The organism is Nocardiopsis sp. iso_25, assembly GCF_056173305.1.
In genome coordinates this window covers 5,787,234-5,805,419 of record NZ_CM149667.1, presented here as the reverse complement: position 1 = coordinate 5,805,419, position 18,186 = coordinate 5,787,234, and the positions used below count along the sequence as shown (strand labels likewise).

Below are 18,186 nucleotides of genomic sequence, written 5' to 3'. Positions count from 1 at the left end.
GGGGCGACGGCGTCGGGACGGCGCGGTCCGCCCGCGCGGGGGCCTCCCGCCGCCGTGTCCCGTCCTTGGGTCGGCCGACTGGTGCGGGGCCTCCCGCCGTGTTCCGTCCCCGGACAGGCGGGCCGGCGCGGCTCCGCCCGCCCCTACCGCCCCGCTTCCTCCCGCGGTTCCGGGTCCAGCTCGGCCACGGCGGTCACCCGGTGCACGGCGAAGCGGTGCACCGCCGCCCGGGTGGCGTCGTAGGCGGTCAGGAAGCCCCCGTCCACACCCGACGGCTCCACGATCCGGCTCACCTGTCGGCCGTCGGTGTCGGTGTAGCCGATCCACACCCTCCGGCCGTCCCTGGCGGCTCCCGCGAGCACCTCCAGCACCGCCGCCGACCGCGACCCCGGCGGGCCGTTCTCGGGCAGCGGCACCGGTGTGCGCGCCGCCGTGGCGGCCTCGTCCCCGGCACGCACCGCCCGCACGGCCGCGGCCGCCAGCTCGCGCGACGTCACCGACCCGTCCGTGACGGGGGGCGCCGTGTCCGCCGCGTCGGCCCGGCGCACCTCGGGGCGGCTCAGCCGCATCGCCCCGTCACCGCCCTCGGGCACCGGGTGGTACCCCAGCTGCCGCAGCCGCTCCACCAGCGCCGCGCGGGTGGACCGGCTCGCCACCACGGTCGGCGCCAGCCTCAGCAGCCCCAGGTCGTCGGCCCGCCGGTCGCTGACCAGCTCCTCCAGCAGCGCGGGCTCGTCGCAGCGCAGGTAGCTCGACGCCGAACCGGCGCGCAGCCGTCCGTGCCGCCGGCCCACGTCCGACACCAGGTACCGCAGGGCCTGGGGGAGCGGGGTGCGCGAGTGGCGTTCGAGCAGGGCGGTGATGTCGGCGACGCCCCGCCCGGCGTCCAGCGCCCGCCGCACCGACCCCTCCGTGAACCGGTACACCGTGGCCCCGCCGGTGGACTCCACGTCGGCGACCAGGGCCAGCTCACGGGCCAGTTCGGCCACCAGGGGTCCCGGCGCGACGGCCGTCAGGTCGCCCTGCACCAGCACGTAGTCCAGCGGCTTGGGCAGCTCCCCGCCAAGGACGCGCGCCGCCTCCTCCTCGTCGCCGTCCAGCAGCGGCCGGACGTGGTCGGCCAGAGCGCCGCGCCCGGTCAGGCCGAGCGCGGCCGCCTCGGCCGCCGCCGCCCGCACCAGCTCGGCGTAGACCGGAGACTGGCGGCGCGGGCGCCGCCAGGACAGGCGCGCCGACAGCGAGTCCGGCAGCGGGGCCAGACCCGGTTCCGCGGTGCCCAGCTCCGTGAGCAGGTCGCGGCGGGCCTGCGGCGCGGCCGGACGGACCAGGCCCGGGCCGAGCGCGTTGCGCATCCGCCCGCCCGAGTCGCGCGACCCGCTCAGCGACGCCACGCGGTCCGACTCCAGCCAGGCGGAGGCCAGCCGCAGCCACCGGTGCGCGGGCGCGCGCTCCCGCCACAGGTCGTACTCGCGGGTGGGCAGCCACTCGCCCTCGACCCGGTCGTCGGCGCCCAGCAGCCCGGCGGCGTGCGCGACCTCCACGAACAGGGCGGCGGTGGGCTCGTCGGTGTCCATCGTCTGGGCGGCGCGGCGCAGGTCGCGCACGCCCAGACCGCCGTTGCGCAGCACCGCGGCCGGGTCCTCCGACCAGTGCTCCAGGAGTTCCTCGACGGCCCGCAGCACCGTGAAGGCCTGCCCGGCGGCCGCCCGTGCCACGGCTTCGGCCGAGTGCGCGGTCCCCTCGAAGGGCGGCGGCGCGGTGGTGACCTCGCGGAACAGCCGCCCCGAACGCAGGTGCAGCCCCACCTCGCGCGGCAGGGTGAGGGTGTCGTCGCCGCTCGGCAGCAGGAGGGCTCGGGCGATCAGTTCCTCGACCGGGGAGGCGGCGGTGGCCAGGGTGACCTCGCGGCGGGCGTCGGAGACGGTCCCGTGCGGCGGCCCCCACGCCATGCTGTCCAGCAGCCGCCGGGCCTGGTCGCCGACCGGGCCGGGCGGGTCGGACAGCACGGCGGCCACCGCCTCGACGGGGGCGTCCCCGCCGCCGTCCGGCGCGAGGTCGTCGGCGAGCCTCCTGACGGCGCCGTGCGGCAGCGCGGCGAGCAGCACGCGCGAGGGCGGGCCGAGCTGGGCGGGCCGGGGGAGCAGGTCGCGCAGCACCTGGACGGGGCGCAGCCGCCCCCGGTCGGGCCAGACCAGGGCCAGGCGCAGCAGGGTGTCCAGGGCCTCGCCGACCGGACCGTCCACCGTGTCGTGCTCCGGAGCACCGGCGCGGGCGTCGGCGGGACCGCCGCCCGGGCTCGCGGCGGGGCCCGCGCCGTCGGCCGCCTTCGCGGCCCGTCCGCCGACAGTGACGCCGTCCGCGGGGTCCGCCGTCCCGTCCGCCCGGTCGGCCCCGCGGCCGCCCACCGGTCCGAGCGCGTCGGCCAGTTCGGCGGCGGACACCCCCACCGGCTCGGACAACCGGTCGTCACCGAGCGCCACCACCGACTCCAGCACCTGGAGCGTGAACCGGTCCAGCCGTTCCAGGACCCGCAGAACGGTGTTGCGGGTGGTGGCCCGTGAGGCGAGCGCGCCGATGTCGGCGGGGACGGGCTGGGCCAGGTCCGGGCGGGCGCGCAGCAGGGCGACGAGTGCGTCGTCCGACCGGCCGCGCAGCCAGGAGGTGAACGTGGGGGGACGGCCCGACGCGGGGGCCGTGCGGTTCCCCGTGCCCGGTCCGCGCCCGTCGGGCGGTGCGTTGTCGCTCATCGGTTCAACGCTAAGCGATCAGGGCCCCGGTGTTCGCGTCCTTCCCCTGTGGCTTCCGCGACTGCCTCCGTCACACCGTCGTAGACCGTATCCGAGGGAAATCCGGTGACCGAAACTGGGAAGTAGGGCTTAAAAGCCAGGTCGACCTGAGCCAGTATGGGGACATGACCCAGCGCTCGGAACAACTGGTACTGGACTATCTGTCCGAGGTCGGCCTGGAGCTGTACGGTCGCATGACCGCGCAGGAACGCACCGCCTACCTCGCCGGAGTGCGCTCGCGCATCGATGCGCGCCGCGCCGCCGCGGGAGACGACGCGGACACCGTCCGGGGCATCCTCAGGGGTCTGGGCACGCCCCGGGACCTGGTGGCACGCGATCTCGACGGCCGCGACCTCGACGTCGAGGACGACGAGCTGATCCCCTCCAGGCCGCGCCACGCCGACCGGCCGCCGCCGCCCTGGCGGGGCGGCCCCGACCGCGGGCTCAGGTCCCTGCTGGAGGGGCCCGGCCAGACGGAGATGCGCGTCCGGGGCCGCCGCGCGGACCGCGGCGACCGGCCCGGACCCGGCGGCCGGGCCGACCGGTCCGGGCCGGTGGCGGTGCTGCGCCGCCACCCGCCCGAGGCCGCGGCCCTGCTCCTGCTGCTGCTGGCCGCGCCCTGGTGGTGGGACCTGGCCTTCCTGTGGGTCCTGGGGGCGGCCCTGATCCTGCTCAGCCAGGTGTGGCCCGCCCGGGACAAGTGGATCGGCGTGGGACTGCCGCTGTTCTCCTGCGCGCTCGGCATGGCCCTGTGGAGCGGCGAGGCCGAGTTCGTCGACGAGTACGTCCAGGAGTCCCTGACCTCCACCGGGGTCATCGGCCTCGGCGTGGCGTCCCTGGTGTGCGCGGTCTACCTCTACTCCCGGCTCCCGCGCCCGACGCCGTCCGCGCGGGACGCGGCGCCGCGCTGAGCACGTGCGCGCGGCCGTGCGCCGTGTCGGGGCGCGTTCGGTGTTCTCCCAGTTCAACGGCCTGCTCCCGCTGGTCATTGCTTGGCAAACGCTGGGGAATAACCTTTTCCGGTCGGCCCGTTACCGCGCGTCCGAACACACGGATTCGGGTAGTCATGTCGGTACACCGCCTCTTTCGCTGCAGGCGGTCGCGTCAGTACCGGCGACCCGGCCTCCAGCCCGGTCGCCACAGCAGCCGGGGCGGCCCGTGTCTCCGCCGAGTCCCGTCCCACACTCCGCACCCAGCGGTGAGGGGCCGCCGTCGGCGCCGCGAGGCCCGGATGATCCGCATCCGGGCCTCCTCGACGTGTCCGGGCCCGCCCCGCGTCCGGGAGGCCCCGCCCCGCCGGACGCGTGGGAACCGGCGGCCGTTTATGCCCTCGCGCCGGTGAGTCCCCGGGCATTACTTTGGAGGCACCCGTGGAAGAACCAGGGGTGTCCCGGCAACGTGCGGACGGCGCGGACCCCACCGCGCCCGCCCGCGACCCGTTCCCGGCACGCCCGCCAGCGAAAGCATGAGGTCCCCAGGTGCCCACCGGCAAGGTCAAGTGGTACGACGGCGACAAGGGATTCGGTTTCCTCACCCGCGACGACGGCGGTGAGGTCTTCGTGCACTCCTCCTCGCTCCCTCCGGGAACCACGTCGCTGCGACCCGGCCAGAAGGTCGAGTTCGGCGTGGCCGAGGGCCGCAGGGGCGCCCAGGCACTCCAGGTCAAGCTCCTGGAGGACCAGCACTCGGTCGCCCGGGCGCGGCGCAAGAAGCCGGACGAGATGGTGGTGATCACCGAGGACCTCATCAAGCTGCTGGAGGGTCTGTCCAACGGCTACCGCCGGGGACGCCACCCCGAACGCCGCGAGGCGGCCAGGATCGCCTCCGTGCTGCGCGTGGTCGCCGACGACCTGGAGGCCTGAGCGGCCGCCGCGCCCCCGGGCGCGGGGACGGGGCGCCCGGGGGCGGGGCCGCGGAACCCGTCCCCTCCGGGACCCGGGCCCGCTCCGGTCCGCCCCGGCCCGGTCCGGCGCCTCCGGTGCCCGGGTGGTCACGGGCCCGAGACGGGTTCCGGAGGATGTATCGGGCGAACCTTGACCCTCGTTATGGTCAAATCGGTGCTCGCGATCAGTGAGAATGGGGGCGTGAGCCCTACTCGACGTTCTCCTGTACCGGACAAGGCATGTATCGAGGCGGTGGAGCTGGCTCGCTCGGTGGCCGCCGAGGTCGGGCGACCCGAGTGGGTGGGTGAGCACCTCGCCCCCCAGGTCGAGGACACCCGCCTGGTCACTCACCTCTTCACCTGCCTGGACCCCGCCTACCCGGGGTGGAACTACGCCGTCACCGTGGTCCGCGCCTCGCGCGCCAAACAGGTCACGGTGAACGAGGTCGTTCTGCTGCCCGGTGAAGACGCCCTGGCCCCGCCCGAGTGGGTGCCCTGGAAGGAACGGCTGCGCCCCGGCGACCTCGGCGTGGGCGACCTGCTGCCCGCCGAGGACGACGACGAACGGCTCGTCCCCGGCTACGCCCAGGTGCCCGACAGCGAGCTGGACGCCGAGGGCGAGGACCGGCAGGCGATCTGGGAGCTGGGCCTGGGCCGACGCCAGGTGCTCTCGGAGTTCGGACGCGAGCAGGCCGCCGAGCGCTGGTACAACGGCGAGGGCGGCCCGCGCAGCCCGATCGCGACTGCCGCGCCCGCGCGCTGCCTGACCTGCGGTTTCATGACCCCGCTCGCCGGTGAGCTGCGCCAGATGTTCGGTGTGTGCACCAACGAGTACGCCCCCGACGACGGCCGCGTGGTCTCGATGGACCACGGCTGCGGAGCCCACTCCGAGGTGCGCCGCCCCGAGACGCGCAACGATCCGGTCAAGCCCGTCGTGGACGAGATGGGCTACGACCACATCGTCTTCGACGACACCGCCGAGCTGGAACTGGTCTCCTCCGATTCTTGACGCGGACGCGCGCCGACGCTGTTTGACGCGGACGCGCGCCGACGCTGTTTGACGCGGGCGTACGCCGACGCTGCCTGACGCGGGCGTACGCCGACGCTGCCTGACGCGGGCGCACGCCGACACCGTTCGACGTCGGCGTGCGCCTGTGCCGTCCGGCACCGGTGTACGCCGCTGTGTCCGGGGCCGCCGCGCCCCGGAGCCGTCCGGACCGGAACCCGCCTCCTCCTGCCGCCGTGCCGCCGCGCCGCACGGTCCGGCCCCGGCCCTCCGCCCCGGTGGGCTAGGGTCGGTTTACCGCATCCGATCCCGCCCCGGGTGCACCGTGCCGGGCGTGCCCGCAGCGCAGGAGGAAACCGCCATGGCCGAGCCGCTGACCGCTTCGGTGGCCGATCCCTACAACACCGCCGAGCTGCGCCGACGCGTCCTCGCCGCGTGGGCCGACGCTCCCGCGCGCTTCCGTGAGGACGCCAACGCGGAGGAGGACTTCGCGCTCGGCGGCTACCGCGACCGGGTCGTGGTCGAACTGGCCCAGAACGCCGCCGACGCAGCCCGCCGCGCGGGCGTCCCGGGACGACTGCGCCTGGCGCTGACCGGCCAACGCCTGACCGCCGCCAACACCGGCGCCCACCTGACCGCCGAGGGCGTGGAGTCGCTGGCCACGCTGCGCGCCTCCACCAAGCGCGGCGATCAGGGCTCGGCCGGACGCTTCGGCGTGGGCTTCTCCGCGGTGGCGGCGCTCAGCGACGACGTCACCGTCGACTCCGGCGGCTCGGCCGTCCGCTTCAGCGCCGAGGCCGCCCGCGCCGCCGTCACGGACCTGCTGGGCGGCGAAGGCGCCCACGGCGGCCTCGCACAGGAGGTGGAGCACCGTTCCGGACACGTGCCCATGCTGCGCCTGCCCTTCCCCGCCGAGGCCGCCCGCCGTGGGACCTCCGAGGTTCCCGGGACGGGAGAGAACTCCGGGGGCTACGACACCGTCGTCACCCTCGTGCTGCGCGACGACCGCGCGCGTGACCGGGTGCGCGAACTCCTGGACCGGACCGGCGAGGCGCTCCTGCTCGCCCTGCCCGGCCTGGTCGAGGTGCGCGTGGACGTCGAGGGTGCCGAACGCGTCCTCACCCGCGAGGAGGCCGCCGGAACGGCAGACCTGGTCACCGCGCACCTGGACGGCGACGGCACCCGGACCACCCTCTGGCGGACCCTCGAACGCTCGGGCTCCTTCGACCCCGCCCTGCTCGCCGACCGGCCCACCGAGGAACGCGACCGCACGTCGTGGTCGCTGACCTGGGCGGTCCCCGTGGACGAGGACGGCGCGGTCGCCGCCCTGCCCGCCGACGTCGAACCCGTGGTCCACGCGCCCACGCCCACCGACACCGGACTCGACCTGCCCGCCGTCCTCATCGGCACCTTCCCGCTGGGCAGCGACCGGCGCGCGGTCCAGCCCGGGGCCGCCACCGACCTGCTGCTCATGGAGGCCGCCGAGGCCTACTGCGCCCTGCTGCGGCGCTTCGACCCCCGGGCGTCGCTCGACCTGGTGCCCGGAACCCGTGTGGGCGGCGGCGCCGTCGACGCCGTCTTCCGCGCCCGCGTGGCCGAGCCCCTCCAGGACACCCCGTTCCTGGTGACGGCGGCCGGTGCGCCCGTCGCCCCGCGCGACGCGGTACTCCTCGACACCGGGGGACCGGGCGGGACCGACGGCCCGGCCGCCGACCTCGTCCGCGTCCTGTCCGAGCTCGTCCCCCCGCTGCTGCCCGGGGGCTGGAGCCCGCGCCACCCGGCGCTGGCCGCCCTGCGCGTGCACCGCCTCGGGCTGGCCGACGTCGCCGACCTGCTCGCCGACACCGACCGGCCCCCGCACTGGTGGGCCGCGCTCTACGCCGCCCTGGACCGGGCGGGCAGGGGCGGCGCCGACCTGGGCGAACTCGGCGCCCTGCCCGTCCCGCTGGCCGACGGCAGGCTCGTGCGCGGCCCCCGTTCGCTGCTGGTGCCCTCCGAGGACTGGGCGGGGGCCGACGGCGCGCGCGGTGACGAGCGTGACGGCTGGGGCAGCCGGGACGACCGGAGCGGCCAGGACACCTGGGACGGACAAGGAGACGGGGGCGACCGGGGCGAGCGCGGTCCCCTGGACGCCCTGGCCGCCCTGGGCGTGCGCGTCGTGCACCCCGGGGCCGTCCACCCCCTCCTCAACCGCCTGGGCGCGGTGGAGGCCAGTGCCGCGACCGTGCTGCGCGACGGACGCACCGAGGCCGCCGTCCGCGCCTCCCTGGACGCCGACGACCCCGAACCCGTGGCCGAGGCCGTGCTCGGCCTGGTCGCCGCCTCGGGGATCAGCTCCGCCGACGTGCCCTGGCTCTCCGAGCTGGCCCTGCGCGACGACGAGGACGGCTACTCGGTCGCCGCCGAGCTCCTCGTGCCCGGAGCGCCCCTGGCCGACCTCCTCGTGGACGACGCCCCCTTCGGCACCGTGCACCCGGACCTGGTGGAACGCCACGGGACCGGGGTCCTGCGCGCGGTCGGCGCGCTGTGGGAGCTGACCGCGGTCCGCGCCGAGGAGGTCGCGCTGGGCGAGGACCTGGCCTCCGTCTTCGACGGCGCGGCGGGGGAGGAGGGCCCGGACGGCCTGGAGGACTGGGCCGACGAGGTCCTCGAACGCGTGGGCGACCCGGAGCTGCCGCCGGTCGTCCCCGAGCTGGTGTGCGTCGCCGACCTGGACTACGTGGCCGACGAGCAGTGGCCCCGCGCCCTGGCCATGCTCGCCGAGGGGCCGCTGCGCGAGGCGGTGACCGCCCCCGCCCGCGTGCTGCTGCCCGACGGCCGCGTGACGGACGTGCCCTCCTACACCGCCTGGTGGCTGCGCACGCGGGCCCTGCTGGGCGGGAGCGCGCCCGCGGGGCTGCGGCTCGGGGACGCCGACCCCGCCCTGGTGGGCCTGTACGACGAGGTGAGCGCCGACGTCGACCCGGAGTTCGCCCGCGCGCTGGGCGTGCGCACCACCCTGGAGGACGTGCTGGCGGACCCGGACGGCGCGGACGACCTGCTCGCCCGGCTGGCCGACCCCCAGCGGCACGTGGACCGCGCGTCGCTGCGCAGGGTGTGGGCCGCCCTGGCCGGGGTGGACGCCGACCTGGTCACCCCGCCCTCCCGCGTGCGGGCCGTGCGGGGCGGGTCGACCGTGGTGGCCGACGCCGAGGACGCGGTCGTGGTGGACTCCCCGGACCTGCTGCCGCTGCTGGAGGAGCAGGAGCGGGCCCTAGTGCTCGCCCCGGCCGAGGCGGCCGAGGCCGTGGCGGACGTGCTCGACCTGGACCTGGCCAGCGAGGCGGTGACGGGAAGGGTCGGGTCCGCGGGGCAGATGCGCCAGGTGCCGGACGAGGCGGACCTCTTCCTCGACCCGGCGGGGGAGCCCGACCGCACCTACCTGCACCACCAGACGCTCACGGTGGACGGTGTGGAGGTGGAGTGGTACGTCGCGGACGGCTCGGCGCACGCCTCGACCACGGACGGTCTGGCCCGGGCGCTGTGCTGGCGCGCGGGGCAGTGGTCCAGGAGGCACGTGCTGGCCGACGCGCTGCGCGAGCCGGGGGCGGCGGCGCGGCTGCTGGCCGAGGCCGACCTGGACGACTGAGGCCCTCTCCGGCGACCGCGGGAGCGCCCGGAGGCCGCGACCGGTCTCCGGTCCCGGCCCGACGACGGAGGACGCGCCCCCGGTTCCGGGGGCGCGGGGCCCCTCGGCCGCACCCGGCGGGTGCGGCGGACGGTGTTCAGGCCGGGGCGCCCGCCAGGTCCGCGTCCCCGTCCCGGGCGTCCTCCCAGGCGAGCACCTCCACCTCGTCGCCCACGGCCAGCGTTCCGGTGCGGGTGACGGCGAACTTGGCGCCGAAGGCCACACCGCCGTGGGCCCGGCGGTAGTCCGCCAGGGTGCGCAGCGGCTCGGGCCCCGCCTTGGCGCCCCGGGCCTGGTCGACCGTCGTGGCCACGCAGCGGACGCACACCTTGGCGAAGCCCAGCTCCGCGGTGCCCAGGCGCAGGGCGCGGACGCGGTCCTCGGTGTGCGGCTCGGCCCAGCCCGACACCACGACGTTGGGCCGGAAGCGGTTCATCGGCACGGGTTCGGCGCCCCGGGCGAGGATGCGCTCGCTGAGCAGGTCGAGGGAGGCCAGCGACGCCATCAGCACCGCGGTGCTGTCCGCGAACGCGCTGGTGCCCGGGGTCAGCCCGCCCACACGGCGGTCGTGGTCGTCGGGCACCCGCACCAGGCGGCTGGGCGCGCCGAGCACCTCCGACAGCCACTCCGCGGCCTCGCGGCCCTGGTCCACGCCGACGAACGGCTGCCGGTGCACGGTCACGTCCAGGCGCGGGCCCCCGGGGTCGACCTCGACCTCCAGGGGCGCGAACCCGTCCGCCCCCGGGCCGGTGCCCCATCCCAGGTCCAGGCGCGCGCCGTCCGCGCTGATCCCCGCGCGGACGAGCGCCATGCGGGGGTCGTTGCGCTGGCTGCGGAAGCCCCCGGCGTCGTCGACCACCATGAACGTGCGATCGTGCCTGATACCGGCGGACGTCATCTCGGCGGTCCGCACGGACGTGCCCGCGCATCCCTTGACCGGGTAGTGGACGAGTTCCTCGATTCGGACCATGGGAGAACGCTAGCGCATTGAAATATCAATACTGGCTTATATACGTAATTACTTATATGGTGAGGTCATGCACGCCTTCGACGTCCTCGGGGACCCCGTCCGACGCCGCCTGCTGGAGCTGCTCAACGAGGGTGAGCACTCCTCCGGCGAGCTGACCGAGGTCGTACGGGCCGAGTTCGGCATCTCACAGCCCGCCGTCTCCCAGCACCTGCGCGTGCTCCGGGAGAACGGCTTCGCCACCGTGCGCAGGGAGGGCACCCGCAGGCTCTACACCGTCGACCCCTCGCCGCTGCGCGACGTGGACGCCTGGCTGCGGCGCTTCGCCGCCCGCTGGGAGCCGCACCTGATGGCACTGGAGACCGAGCTGGCCCGGGGAAGGCGCCAACGCCGAGGGCCCGCCGACGAGGGGCGGGACCGCTAGCAAGGGGAGCACACCATGGACGTTCGCAAGCAGATCGACGCGGTCGGCCGCACGGTCGAACTCGACGGCACCGGAGGCGACGCCGCCGTCACGCTGACCCGGGACTACGACGCGCCGATCGGGGACCTGTGGGACGCCTGCACCAACATCGAGCGCATCCCCCGGTGGTTCATGCCGGTCACGGGCGACCTGCGCGATGGCGGCACCTACCAGCTTGAGGGCAACGCCGGGGGCCGGGTGCTCTCGTGCGACCCGCCGAACTCCTTCCGCCTGACGTGGGAGTACGGCGGGGAGAGTAGCGACGTGGAGGTCAGGCTGACCGCGCTGTCGGACGGGCGGACCCGTTTCGCGCTGACCCACTTCGCGCCGATCAACGACTTCTGGGCCCAGTACGGCCCCGGCGCCACCGGTATCGGCTGGGAGATGGGGCTCCTCGGCCTGGGCCCGTACCTGGTCTCGGGGGCCGACGTGACTTCGGAGACGGAGGGCTGGGACAGGACGGAGGAGGCCCGCCGGTTCATGGAGCTGAGCGGACGCCTGTGGGGCGAGGCGCACGCCGCCGCGGGCGCCGACCCGGAGGAGGCCCGGGCCTCGGCGGAGCGGACCGTGGCCTTCTTCACGGCCGAGCCCGGGGCCTGAGCCCGCCGGGGCGCCCGGAGCTTGGGCCCGCCGGGACCGTCGCCGCCTGAGCCCGCCGGGGCCGCCCGCCCGGGCGGCCCCGGTCAGCGGGCCACCCGGAAGAACCCCTCCGCGATGAGGGTGCGCAGCGCGTCGGGAGTGCGCTCGCGCACCAGCGCGGGGTCCTCGCCGATCAGCTCGGCGATGACGTCCAGCAGCGGGCCCACCGGCATGGTGCCGTCGCACACCCCCGCCAGGGCGGCCTCCACCGTCCCCACGCGGGCCACGCGCCGCAGGCCGTCGCGCTGGCGCAGCAGGATCTTCTCCGGGTCCGGCGCGCCGGGGCGGCCCACCCTCTCCTCCACCACGCCCGGCGCGAGCGCCACGTGCGCGGACAGCAGCGCGGCGTCGGTCAGGCGCAGCGCGGTCATCGCCCCGTCCACCACGTCGGGCAGGTAGGGGCCCACGGGCCGCTCGATCTCGTGCCGCAGCTCCTCCACGCGCACGGTCGCGTCCTGGGCGACGTCGTTGCGCAGGCAGATCCACCCGAACCCGATGCCCTTGATGCCCTCGCGCTCGAAGTAGTCGAGCCAGGCGTCGTAGCGGCGGGTGTACTCGGGGGTGCCGTGCTCGCAGGAGTCGCGCAGCCACAGCTCCACGTACTCGGCGGGGTCCTGCACGTCGCGCTGGACCACCCAGCCCGAGCACCCGGTCCCGGTCACCCAGCCGCCGACCCGGTCCTCCCAGTCGTCGCCGTCGCGGTGCACCCAGTTCGCCAGGATCTGGCACCAGCCGCCCTCGGTCAGGTGCGCCGGGGCCTGCCGGACCAGCTCGGCGCACACGGTGTCGCCGGGCAGGTCCGACTCGCGGTAGGTGTACCGGGAGGAGTCGGGGGTGATCACGAACGGCGGGTTGGACACGATCAGGTCGAAGCGCTCACCCCGGACCGGCTCGTACAGCGAACCCTGCTCCAGGCGGGCGTCGGTGACCCCGGACAGGGCCAGGCTGATCCCGGCCAGGCGCACGGCGCGCGGGTTGAGGTCGGTGCCCACCACCTCGCGCGCCCGCGAGGCCAGGTGCAGGGCCTGCACCCCGCAGCCGGTGCCCACGTCCAGGGCGCGCTCCACCGGTCCGTCCACGATCAGCTGGGACAGGGTCGAGGAGGCGCCGCCCGCGCCCACCACGTGGTCGGGGGAGGGGACCGCTCCGCTGCCGGGGCGCACCTTGGGGTCGGAGACCACGAACCCGGGCCTGCCGTCCTCCAGCTCCCAGGGGCCCAGGTGCACCAGGGCGCGCACGACGGGCCCGCTACCGCCCTCCTCCACGGTGACCAGCCCGGCCTCGGCCAGCTCGTCCACGGGCAGGATCGAACGCGCGGCGCGCGCGGGGATGGACGACCGCAGCCACCACAGGCGCAGCAGCAGCCCGAGCCGTTCGTCGCCGCCGGTGGCACGCAGGGCGGGCACCAGCTCCTCGCGGGCCAGTGCGCGCGCGGCGGCGTCGCCGAGGCGGTCGCGGACGCCGGACACGGTGTAGTCGGCGTCGATGAGGATGCCGCGGAGTCGCTCGGCCAGACCGCGCGGAAATCTCGTCTCAGACACCCGCCCATTATCGGGCAGAACCGCGGTGCCCCGCCGGGGGTGCCCGGGGCTGGTCAGGAGTGGTCGGCCCGGCGGTCGGCGGCGTCGGAGCGCCTGCGCAGCAGATGGGGTATGTACAGGAACCCGAACACGCCCAGCACGATGCCGGTCACGCAGACGCCGATCCACCAGCGCTCGGACGCGGGCAGCCCGTCGCCCATGGCGATGAGGACCACGAGCGCCACCGTCCACGCCAGGGTGCCGATCGCGGCGGGCACGCGGTAGTCGCTCTCGTGGACGTCCGGGTCGGGCTGACGAGGTTTGCGCACGGTTCCAGGCTATCCGCTCACCGCGGGGCGGGGTCTGCACGCACGGGGAAGGCGGTGCGCACGGGGGAGGCGGCGCGCACACCGGCGAGGGGGCGGGCGCGCCCCGGTCGGCCCCGCCGCGCGGGGACGGATTCGTCACACCCGAAAAGCCGATCCTCCGGCCCTATGGTCTTTCCTACGAAAAACCAGGGAAACGCGTGGTCGGTGTTGTGTGAACATGCAACTAATCTGACGCAGAATCCTTCTTGTCCAGTAAGTACGACCAGGTCAGGCTGACGACGTGAAAACTCCAAGTCCATCCCCCAGCGGCACCGGCAAGACGTCGTCGGGCCGCCTCGACCGCTACTTCCGCGTCTCCGAGCGCGGGTCCACCTTCGGCACCGAGGTGCGGGGCGGTCTGGCGACCTTCTTCGCCATGGCCTACATCGTCGTCCTCAACCCGCTGATCATCGGTACGGCCGAGGACGTCAACGGAGAGACCCTGGGCATCCCCCAGGTGGCCGCCGTCACCGCCCTGGTCGCCGCGATCTCCTGCGTGCTCATGGGCGTGGTCAGCCGCTACCCCTTCGCGATCGCGGCGGGCATGGGGCTCAACGCCGTCGTCGCCTACGGCATCGCGCCGGTCATGCCCTGGTCCGACGTCTTCCTGCTGATCATCATCGAGGGCGTGCTGCTGCTGATCCTGGTGCTCACCGGGTTCCGCACCGCGGTCTTCGCCGCCATCCCGCCCGGCCTCAAGGTCGCCATCGCCGTCGGAGTGGGCCTCTTCCTGGCCCTGGTCGGCCTGGTCAACGCCGGTTTCGTGCAGGCCGGTGAGGGCACCCCCGTCCAGCTCGGCAACGGCGGCCTCCAGGGCTGGCCGATCCTGATCTTCGTCATCGGCCTGCTGATCACCGTCGCGCTGTACGTGCGCAAGGTGCCGGGCTCGATGCTCATCGGCATCATCGTCTCCACGGCCGTCGCCCTCCTCGTGGAGTCGCTGTTCGGCGGCGGCGACAACCGCCTCGGCTGGAGCCTGACGGTCCCGACCCTGTCCACCGGCGGGGGAGTGGTGGCGGTCCCCGACTTCTCACTCGTCGGCATGTTCGCCGACGGCGGTCTCGACGTGTTCTCCCGCTGGGCCGACATCGGCATCGCCACCGTGGTCATGCTGATCTTCACGCTGCTGCTCGCCGACTTCTTCGACACCATGGGCACCATGGTCGGCGTCGCCCACCAGGGCGACCTGGCCGACGAGGACGGCAACATCCGGGGCTCCCGCGAGGTGCTGGCCGCCGACTCCATCGGCACGGTCCTGGGCGGTCTGGGCTCGGCCTCGGTCGCCACCATCTACGCCGAGTCGGCCGCGGGCGTCGGCGAGGGCGCCCGCACCGGCATCGCGCCGATCGTCACCGGCGTCCTGATGATGCTGGCCACCCTGTTCACCCCGCTGGTGAACCTGGTGCCCTTCGAGGCCGCCACGCCGGTGCTGGTGATCGTGGGGTTCATGATGATGGTCCAGGTCGTCAACATCGACTTCACGGACCCGGCGCTGGGCCTGGGGTCCTTCATGGCGATCATCATGATGCCCTTCACCTACTCGATCGCCAACGGCATCGGGTTCGGCCTGCTGACCTACGCCTTCGTCAGCCTGGTCACGGGCAAGGGGCGCCGGGTCCACCCGCTGCTGTGGCTGATCTCGCTGGTCTTCCTGGTCCACTTCGCCGAGGCGCCGATCAACGCCCTGATCAGCTGAGGCACGGCTTTCCGGCCGTCCGGGAATTCCGGCGGCGGTGGACGGTGTTGACTCCAGTGATGAGTCAACACCGTTTACTTATTTGCCCGCTTTGTCCACCCGGCCGGGATCGAAGCCGACCGCCGATGGCCGCATCAGTCCCTCCCCACGCGCTCGCGGGGAGGGACTGATGCGGCGTATCGCCATGTTCCGGTCCCTGGCCAACCGCAACTACCGGCTGTACGCCCTGGGCCAGCTGCTGTCCAACCCCGGCACGTGGATGCAGCGCATCGCGCAGGACTGGCTGGTCCTCCAGCTCAGCGGGGGCAGCGGCATCGCGCTCGGCATGACCACCGCCCTCCAGTTCCTGCCGCTGCTCCTCTTCGGGCTGTGGGGCGGGGCACTGGTCGACCGGCTGGACAAGCGCAGGCTGCTGGTGTGCACCCAGGCCGCCATGGGCGTGCTCGCGGTCGGCCTCGGAATCCTGGCCACCGCGGGGGCCGCCCAGGTCTGGCACGTGTACCTGTTCGCCTTCGGGCTCGGCCTGATCACCGTGCTCGACAACCCCGGGCGGCAGGCCTTCGTCCCGGAGATGGTCGACCGGGAGCACCTGTCCAACGCCATCGCGCTCAACAGCGCCAGCTTCCAGCTCGGCCGGGTGACCGGTCCGGCCGTCGCCGGTCTGCTCATCGCCGTCATCGGCAGCGGACCGGTCTTCCTCATCAACGGCGCGTCGTTCGGGTTCACCATCCTCGCGCTGACGATGATCCGCACCTCCGAGCTCAACCCCACCGAGCGGGTGGCCCGGGGCAAGGGGCAGATCCGGGAGGGGCTGCGCTACATCGGCGGCAGGCGCGACCTGGTCCTGCTGCTGGTGCTGGCCGCCGCCACGCAGTTCTTCGGCGCCAACAGCCAGAACCAGATCGCGCTGATGGTCAACAACGTGTTCGAGGCCGGGGCCGACGCGTTCGGCGTGGCCGCGGCCTTCCTGGCCGTCGGCGCCCTCGCCGGGGCCCTGCTGGCCGCCCGCCGCGACCGGCCCCGGCTGCGGCTGGTGCTGATCGGGTCGCTGGCCTTCGGCGCGCTCCAGGTCGTCGCGGGGCTCATGCCCGGCTACGTGCCGTTCGTCCTGGTGCTGGTGCCCATGGGCGTGGCCTTCATGACGTACGTGACCACGCTCAACGCCACCTTCCAGCTCAGCGTGGACCCGCGGATGCGCGGGCGCGTCATGAGCATGTTCCTGCTGGTGTTCATGGGTGTGGCGCCCATCGGCGCGCCCGTGGTGGGCCTGCTCGCCGACGCCTTCGGCCCGGAGACGAGCCTGGTCATCGGCGGCGCGGTGACCCTCGTGGTCGTCACGGTCATCTCCGCCCTGCTCTTCCGGGCCAAGGGCGTGCGCCCGCGCGACGTGCTCCCGGGGCGGCGTCCCTCCGCGGACGCGGAGGCCGCCGAGGAGGGGACCGCGGAGAACGCGAGCGAGCGCGAGGAGGCTCCGGAGGCGGAGCGCGAGCGGGTGGACGCCGAGCGCCTCCCGGACGGCTCCACCCGGGTCCGCCTCGTCCCGGACGAGGACGGGACCCGGCCGGACACGGTCACCCGCGCCTGAGACTCCCGGTCGTGCCCCGCCGTCCTCGGGGCACGACCGGGACGGCCGTCCCTGCTCTTCGGAGCCCGTGTCACCGCCGCCGGACCGGCGGGCCCGGCGCGGCTCCGGCCGACCCTCGTGGAACGGGCCCGCAGACCCCCGGCGGACCGTGGCCCCCGGGCAGAATGGGGGCCATGAGACTGTTCGCGGCACTGGACCCGCCCCCCGACACGGCGCACGCGCTGCGCCGGGCCGTCGACCGGGGCCGCGGCCACACCCCCGGCCTGCGCTGGGCCGATCCCGGCGAGTGGCACCTCACCCTGGTCTTCCTCGGCGAGGTGGACGAGGCCCTCCTGCCCGCGCTCGACGACGCCCTCGGCCGGGAGGCCCGCGCGCACCGGCCCTTCCGCATCACCGCCGAGGGCTGGGGCTCCTTCCCCGGCGACCTCCGCCGCGCCTCCGTGCTCTGGGCCGGGCTCGGCGGCGACACCGCGTCCCTGCGCGCCCTCGCCGACGGACTGCGCGCCGCCGCCGCGGGGGTCGGCGTGCCCGTCGAACACCGGGCCTACGTGCCGCACATCACGGTGGCCCGCAGCCGTCCCGCGCGCGACCTCACCGGAACCGCCGACGCGCTGGGCGCACTGCCCGGCCGCAGGTGGCGGGTCCGCGAGGCGCACCTGGTGGAGAGCAGGCCGGAGCGGGAGGACCGCTACCGAACTGTCCGGACCTGGGAGTTAGGCTGGGAGGCGGACCCCACCCGACCTCCTGAGCGGAGCGCGTCATGAGCATGCTCACCAACAACCGCAAGCAGCGCTGGCTGCTGCCCGTGGTTCTGGGAGGCATCATGCTCCTCGTGCTCCTGGGCGCCCTCGTCGGCTGACCGCCCGGTCACGCGGAGGCGGCGGCCAGGCTCACCGCGCGCGTGATCAGGTCCGCGTTGTCGTGCGCCTCCCCGCCGCCGGGCAGCCGCATGGTGTCCTCCAGCCCCATCCGGATGTCGTAGCCCGAGGCCACCGCCGACTCCAGGATCGGCCAGGCCGTCGCGTCGGCCCCGTGCAGCAGGCGCGGCTGGTTCGCCCCCGCCCGGTCCAGCAGGGAGCAGATCGCCTCGGCGTTGCGCCGGGCGTCCTCCACCGCGACCTGCGTGGGCTCCACCAGGACCGCCGCCACCCGAAGCTTCGTGGCGACGAGGATGCGCGCGGCCTCCACCGTCCACACCCCGGCCTCCACCCCGATCCTGCGGTCCTCCAGCAGGTGCGCCAGATCCACCGAGCCCGCCTCGTGCAGGTTCACGGTGACCGAGTCCGGCAGCGCCGACGAGGCCCAGCGCTGCACCAGGTCGTAGCGCCGCCACGGATCGGACTCCGCCGACAGCGACGTGGTCAGCGACACCGGCACCCGCGGCCCGTCGGCGCGCAGCCGCTCCATGAGCGGGCCCACCACCTGGGGCGCCAGCGACTCGGCCCCGGTGGGGTCGCGCGGATGCAGGTGCAGCTCGGTCGCGCCCGCCGCCACCACCGCGTGCGCGTCCGCCACCACCTGGTCGACGGACACGGGCAGGGCGGGGTGCGCTCCGGGGCGGCGGTCCCCGTTGAGACAGGCGACGATCCTCATGGGTGCCCTCCTAA

Annotated in this window: 14 protein-coding genes; 9 read left to right on the top strand and 5 right to left on the bottom strand. The window is 74.9% G+C overall.

Translation table 11 applies throughout. From position 1 onward, the window contains the following. Positions 1 to 143: 143 nt before the first annotated feature. Positions 144 to 2,747 (bottom strand): helicase-associated domain-containing protein, encoded by a 2,604-nt coding sequence (locus tag AC0VX6_RS24975; protein WP_475466299.1) that lies wholly within the window; start codon positions 2,745 to 2,747, stop codon positions 144 to 146. Positions 2,748 to 2,911: 164 nt separating this feature from the next. Here AC0VX6_RS24975 and AC0VX6_RS24970 point away from each other — a divergent pair, with 164 nt between their 5' ends. The 4 genes from AC0VX6_RS24970 to AC0VX6_RS24955 all read left to right on the top strand — a co-directional run bounded on the left by AC0VX6_RS24970 (position 2,912) and on the right by AC0VX6_RS24955 (position 9,302). Beyond that, positions 2,912 to 3,697 carry a hypothetical protein gene (locus tag AC0VX6_RS24970; RefSeq protein WP_475466298.1) on the top strand — a complete coding sequence of 262 codons (786 nt, stop codon included), beginning with the start codon at positions 2,912 to 2,914 and terminating at the stop codon, positions 3,695 to 3,697. Between the two features lie 567 nt (positions 3,698 to 4,264). Continuing rightward, complete coding sequence (locus AC0VX6_RS24965; protein ID WP_274974930.1) at positions 4,265 to 4,648, top strand: cold-shock protein; 384 nt, start codon at positions 4,265 to 4,267, stop codon at positions 4,646 to 4,648. Positions 4,649 to 4,921: 273 nt separating this feature from the next. Further along, the gene (locus tag AC0VX6_RS24960; protein ID WP_475466297.1) at positions 4,922 to 5,677 is read left to right on the top strand and encodes a DUF3027 domain-containing protein; all 756 of its coding nucleotides are present in this window, start codon (positions 4,922 to 4,924) and stop codon (positions 5,675 to 5,677) included. Between the two features lie 358 nt (positions 5,678 to 6,035). Then, on the top strand, positions 6,036 to 9,302 hold the full coding sequence (locus tag AC0VX6_RS24955) for a sacsin N-terminal ATP-binding-like domain-containing protein (RefSeq protein ID WP_475469439.1): 3,267 nt from the start codon (positions 6,036 to 6,038) through the stop codon (positions 9,300 to 9,302). A gap of 136 nt (positions 9,303 to 9,438) precedes the next feature. On the opposite strand, the gene AC0VX6_RS24950 is transcribed toward AC0VX6_RS24955, so the two are convergent. Further along, positions 9,439 to 10,311, bottom strand: a complete 873-nt coding sequence (locus AC0VX6_RS24950; protein WP_475466296.1) for an MOSC domain-containing protein — start codon at positions 10,309 to 10,311, stop codon at positions 9,439 to 9,441. A 67-nt stretch (positions 10,312 to 10,378) separates the two neighbouring features. Here AC0VX6_RS24950 and AC0VX6_RS24945 point away from each other — a divergent pair, with 67 nt between their 5' ends. Together AC0VX6_RS24945 and AC0VX6_RS24940 are read left to right on the top strand one after the other, a co-directional pair. After that, complete coding sequence (locus AC0VX6_RS24945; protein WP_274974928.1) at positions 10,379 to 10,732, top strand: ArsR/SmtB family transcription factor; 354 nt, start codon at positions 10,379 to 10,381, stop codon at positions 10,730 to 10,732. Between the two features lie 15 nt (positions 10,733 to 10,747). Continuing rightward, on the top strand, positions 10,748 to 11,371 hold the full coding sequence (locus tag AC0VX6_RS24940; RefSeq protein ID WP_475466294.1) for an SRPBCC family protein: 624 nt from the start codon (positions 10,748 to 10,750) through the stop codon (positions 11,369 to 11,371). An 83-nt stretch (positions 11,372 to 11,454) separates the two neighbouring features. On the opposite strand, the gene AC0VX6_RS24935 is transcribed toward AC0VX6_RS24940, so the two are convergent. Together AC0VX6_RS24935 and AC0VX6_RS24930 are read right to left on the bottom strand one after the other, a co-directional pair. Then, a complete protein-coding gene (locus tag AC0VX6_RS24935) occupies positions 11,455 to 12,951 on the bottom strand; it encodes a DUF7059 domain-containing protein (RefSeq protein ID WP_274974926.1) in 1,497 nt (498 codons plus the stop codon). A 53-nt stretch (positions 12,952 to 13,004) separates the two neighbouring features. Continuing rightward, complete coding sequence (locus AC0VX6_RS24930) at positions 13,005 to 13,259, bottom strand: DUF2530 domain-containing protein (protein WP_212642635.1); 255 nt, start codon at positions 13,257 to 13,259, stop codon at positions 13,005 to 13,007. 280 nt (positions 13,260 to 13,539) lie between these two features. Between AC0VX6_RS24930 and AC0VX6_RS24925 the strand changes: the two genes are divergently transcribed. The 3 genes from AC0VX6_RS24925 (at position 13,540) to thpR (ending at position 17,343) form a co-directional block, all read left to right on the top strand. After that, on the top strand, positions 13,540 to 14,994 hold the full coding sequence (locus AC0VX6_RS24925; RefSeq protein ID WP_274974925.1) for an NCS2 family permease: 1,455 nt from the start codon (positions 13,540 to 13,542) through the stop codon (positions 14,992 to 14,994). Between the two features lie 169 nt (positions 14,995 to 15,163). Then, positions 15,164 to 16,579, top strand: coding sequence for an MFS transporter (locus tag AC0VX6_RS24920; RefSeq protein WP_274974924.1), 1,416 nt, complete (start codon positions 15,164 to 15,166; stop codon positions 16,577 to 16,579). 173 nt (positions 16,580 to 16,752) lie between these two features. Then, entirely contained in the window at positions 16,753 to 17,343 is a 591-nt protein-coding gene (thpR, locus tag AC0VX6_RS24915; protein ID WP_274974923.1) for an RNA 2',3'-cyclic phosphodiesterase, read from the top strand. A 103-nt stretch (positions 17,344 to 17,446) separates the two neighbouring features. Here the strand turns inward: thpR and AC0VX6_RS24910 are convergent, their stop codons facing one another. Then, the gene (locus AC0VX6_RS24910; protein WP_274974922.1) at positions 17,447 to 18,172 is read right to left on the bottom strand and encodes a 3-keto-5-aminohexanoate cleavage protein; all 726 of its coding nucleotides are present in this window, start codon (positions 18,170 to 18,172) and stop codon (positions 17,447 to 17,449) included. Between the last annotated feature and the right edge of the window lie 14 nt (positions 18,173 to 18,186).

What these genes read in the sequence shown, in the direction of transcription:
- AC0VX6_RS24955 (WP_475469439.1), top strand. Translation starts at nt 6,036, where the DNA reads ATGGCCGAGCCGCTGACCGCTTCGGTGGCCGATCCCTACAACACCGCC.
- AC0VX6_RS24910 (WP_274974922.1), bottom strand. Translation starts at nt 18,172, where the DNA reads ATGAGGATCGTCGCCTGTCTCAACGGGGACCGCCGCCCCGGAGCGCAC.
- AC0VX6_RS24940 (WP_475466294.1), top strand. Translation starts at nt 10,748, where the DNA reads ATGGACGTTCGCAAGCAGATCGACGCGGTCGGCCGCACGGTCGAACTC.
- AC0VX6_RS24920 (WP_274974924.1), top strand. Translation starts at nt 15,164, where the DNA reads ATGCGGCGTATCGCCATGTTCCGGTCCCTGGCCAACCGCAACTACCGG.
- AC0VX6_RS24975 (WP_475466299.1), bottom strand. Translation starts at nt 2,747, where the DNA reads ATGAGCGACAACGCACCGCCCGACGGGCGCGGACCGGGCACGGGGAAC.
- AC0VX6_RS24970 (WP_475466298.1), top strand. Translation starts at nt 2,912, where the DNA reads ATGACCCAGCGCTCGGAACAACTGGTACTGGACTATCTGTCCGAGGTC.
- AC0VX6_RS24945 (WP_274974928.1), top strand. Translation starts at nt 10,379, where the DNA reads ATGCACGCCTTCGACGTCCTCGGGGACCCCGTCCGACGCCGCCTGCTG.
- thpR (WP_274974923.1), top strand. Translation starts at nt 16,753, where the DNA reads ATGAGACTGTTCGCGGCACTGGACCCGCCCCCCGACACGGCGCACGCG.
- AC0VX6_RS24950 (WP_475466296.1), bottom strand. Translation starts at nt 10,311, where the DNA reads ATGGTCCGAATCGAGGAACTCGTCCACTACCCGGTCAAGGGATGCGCG.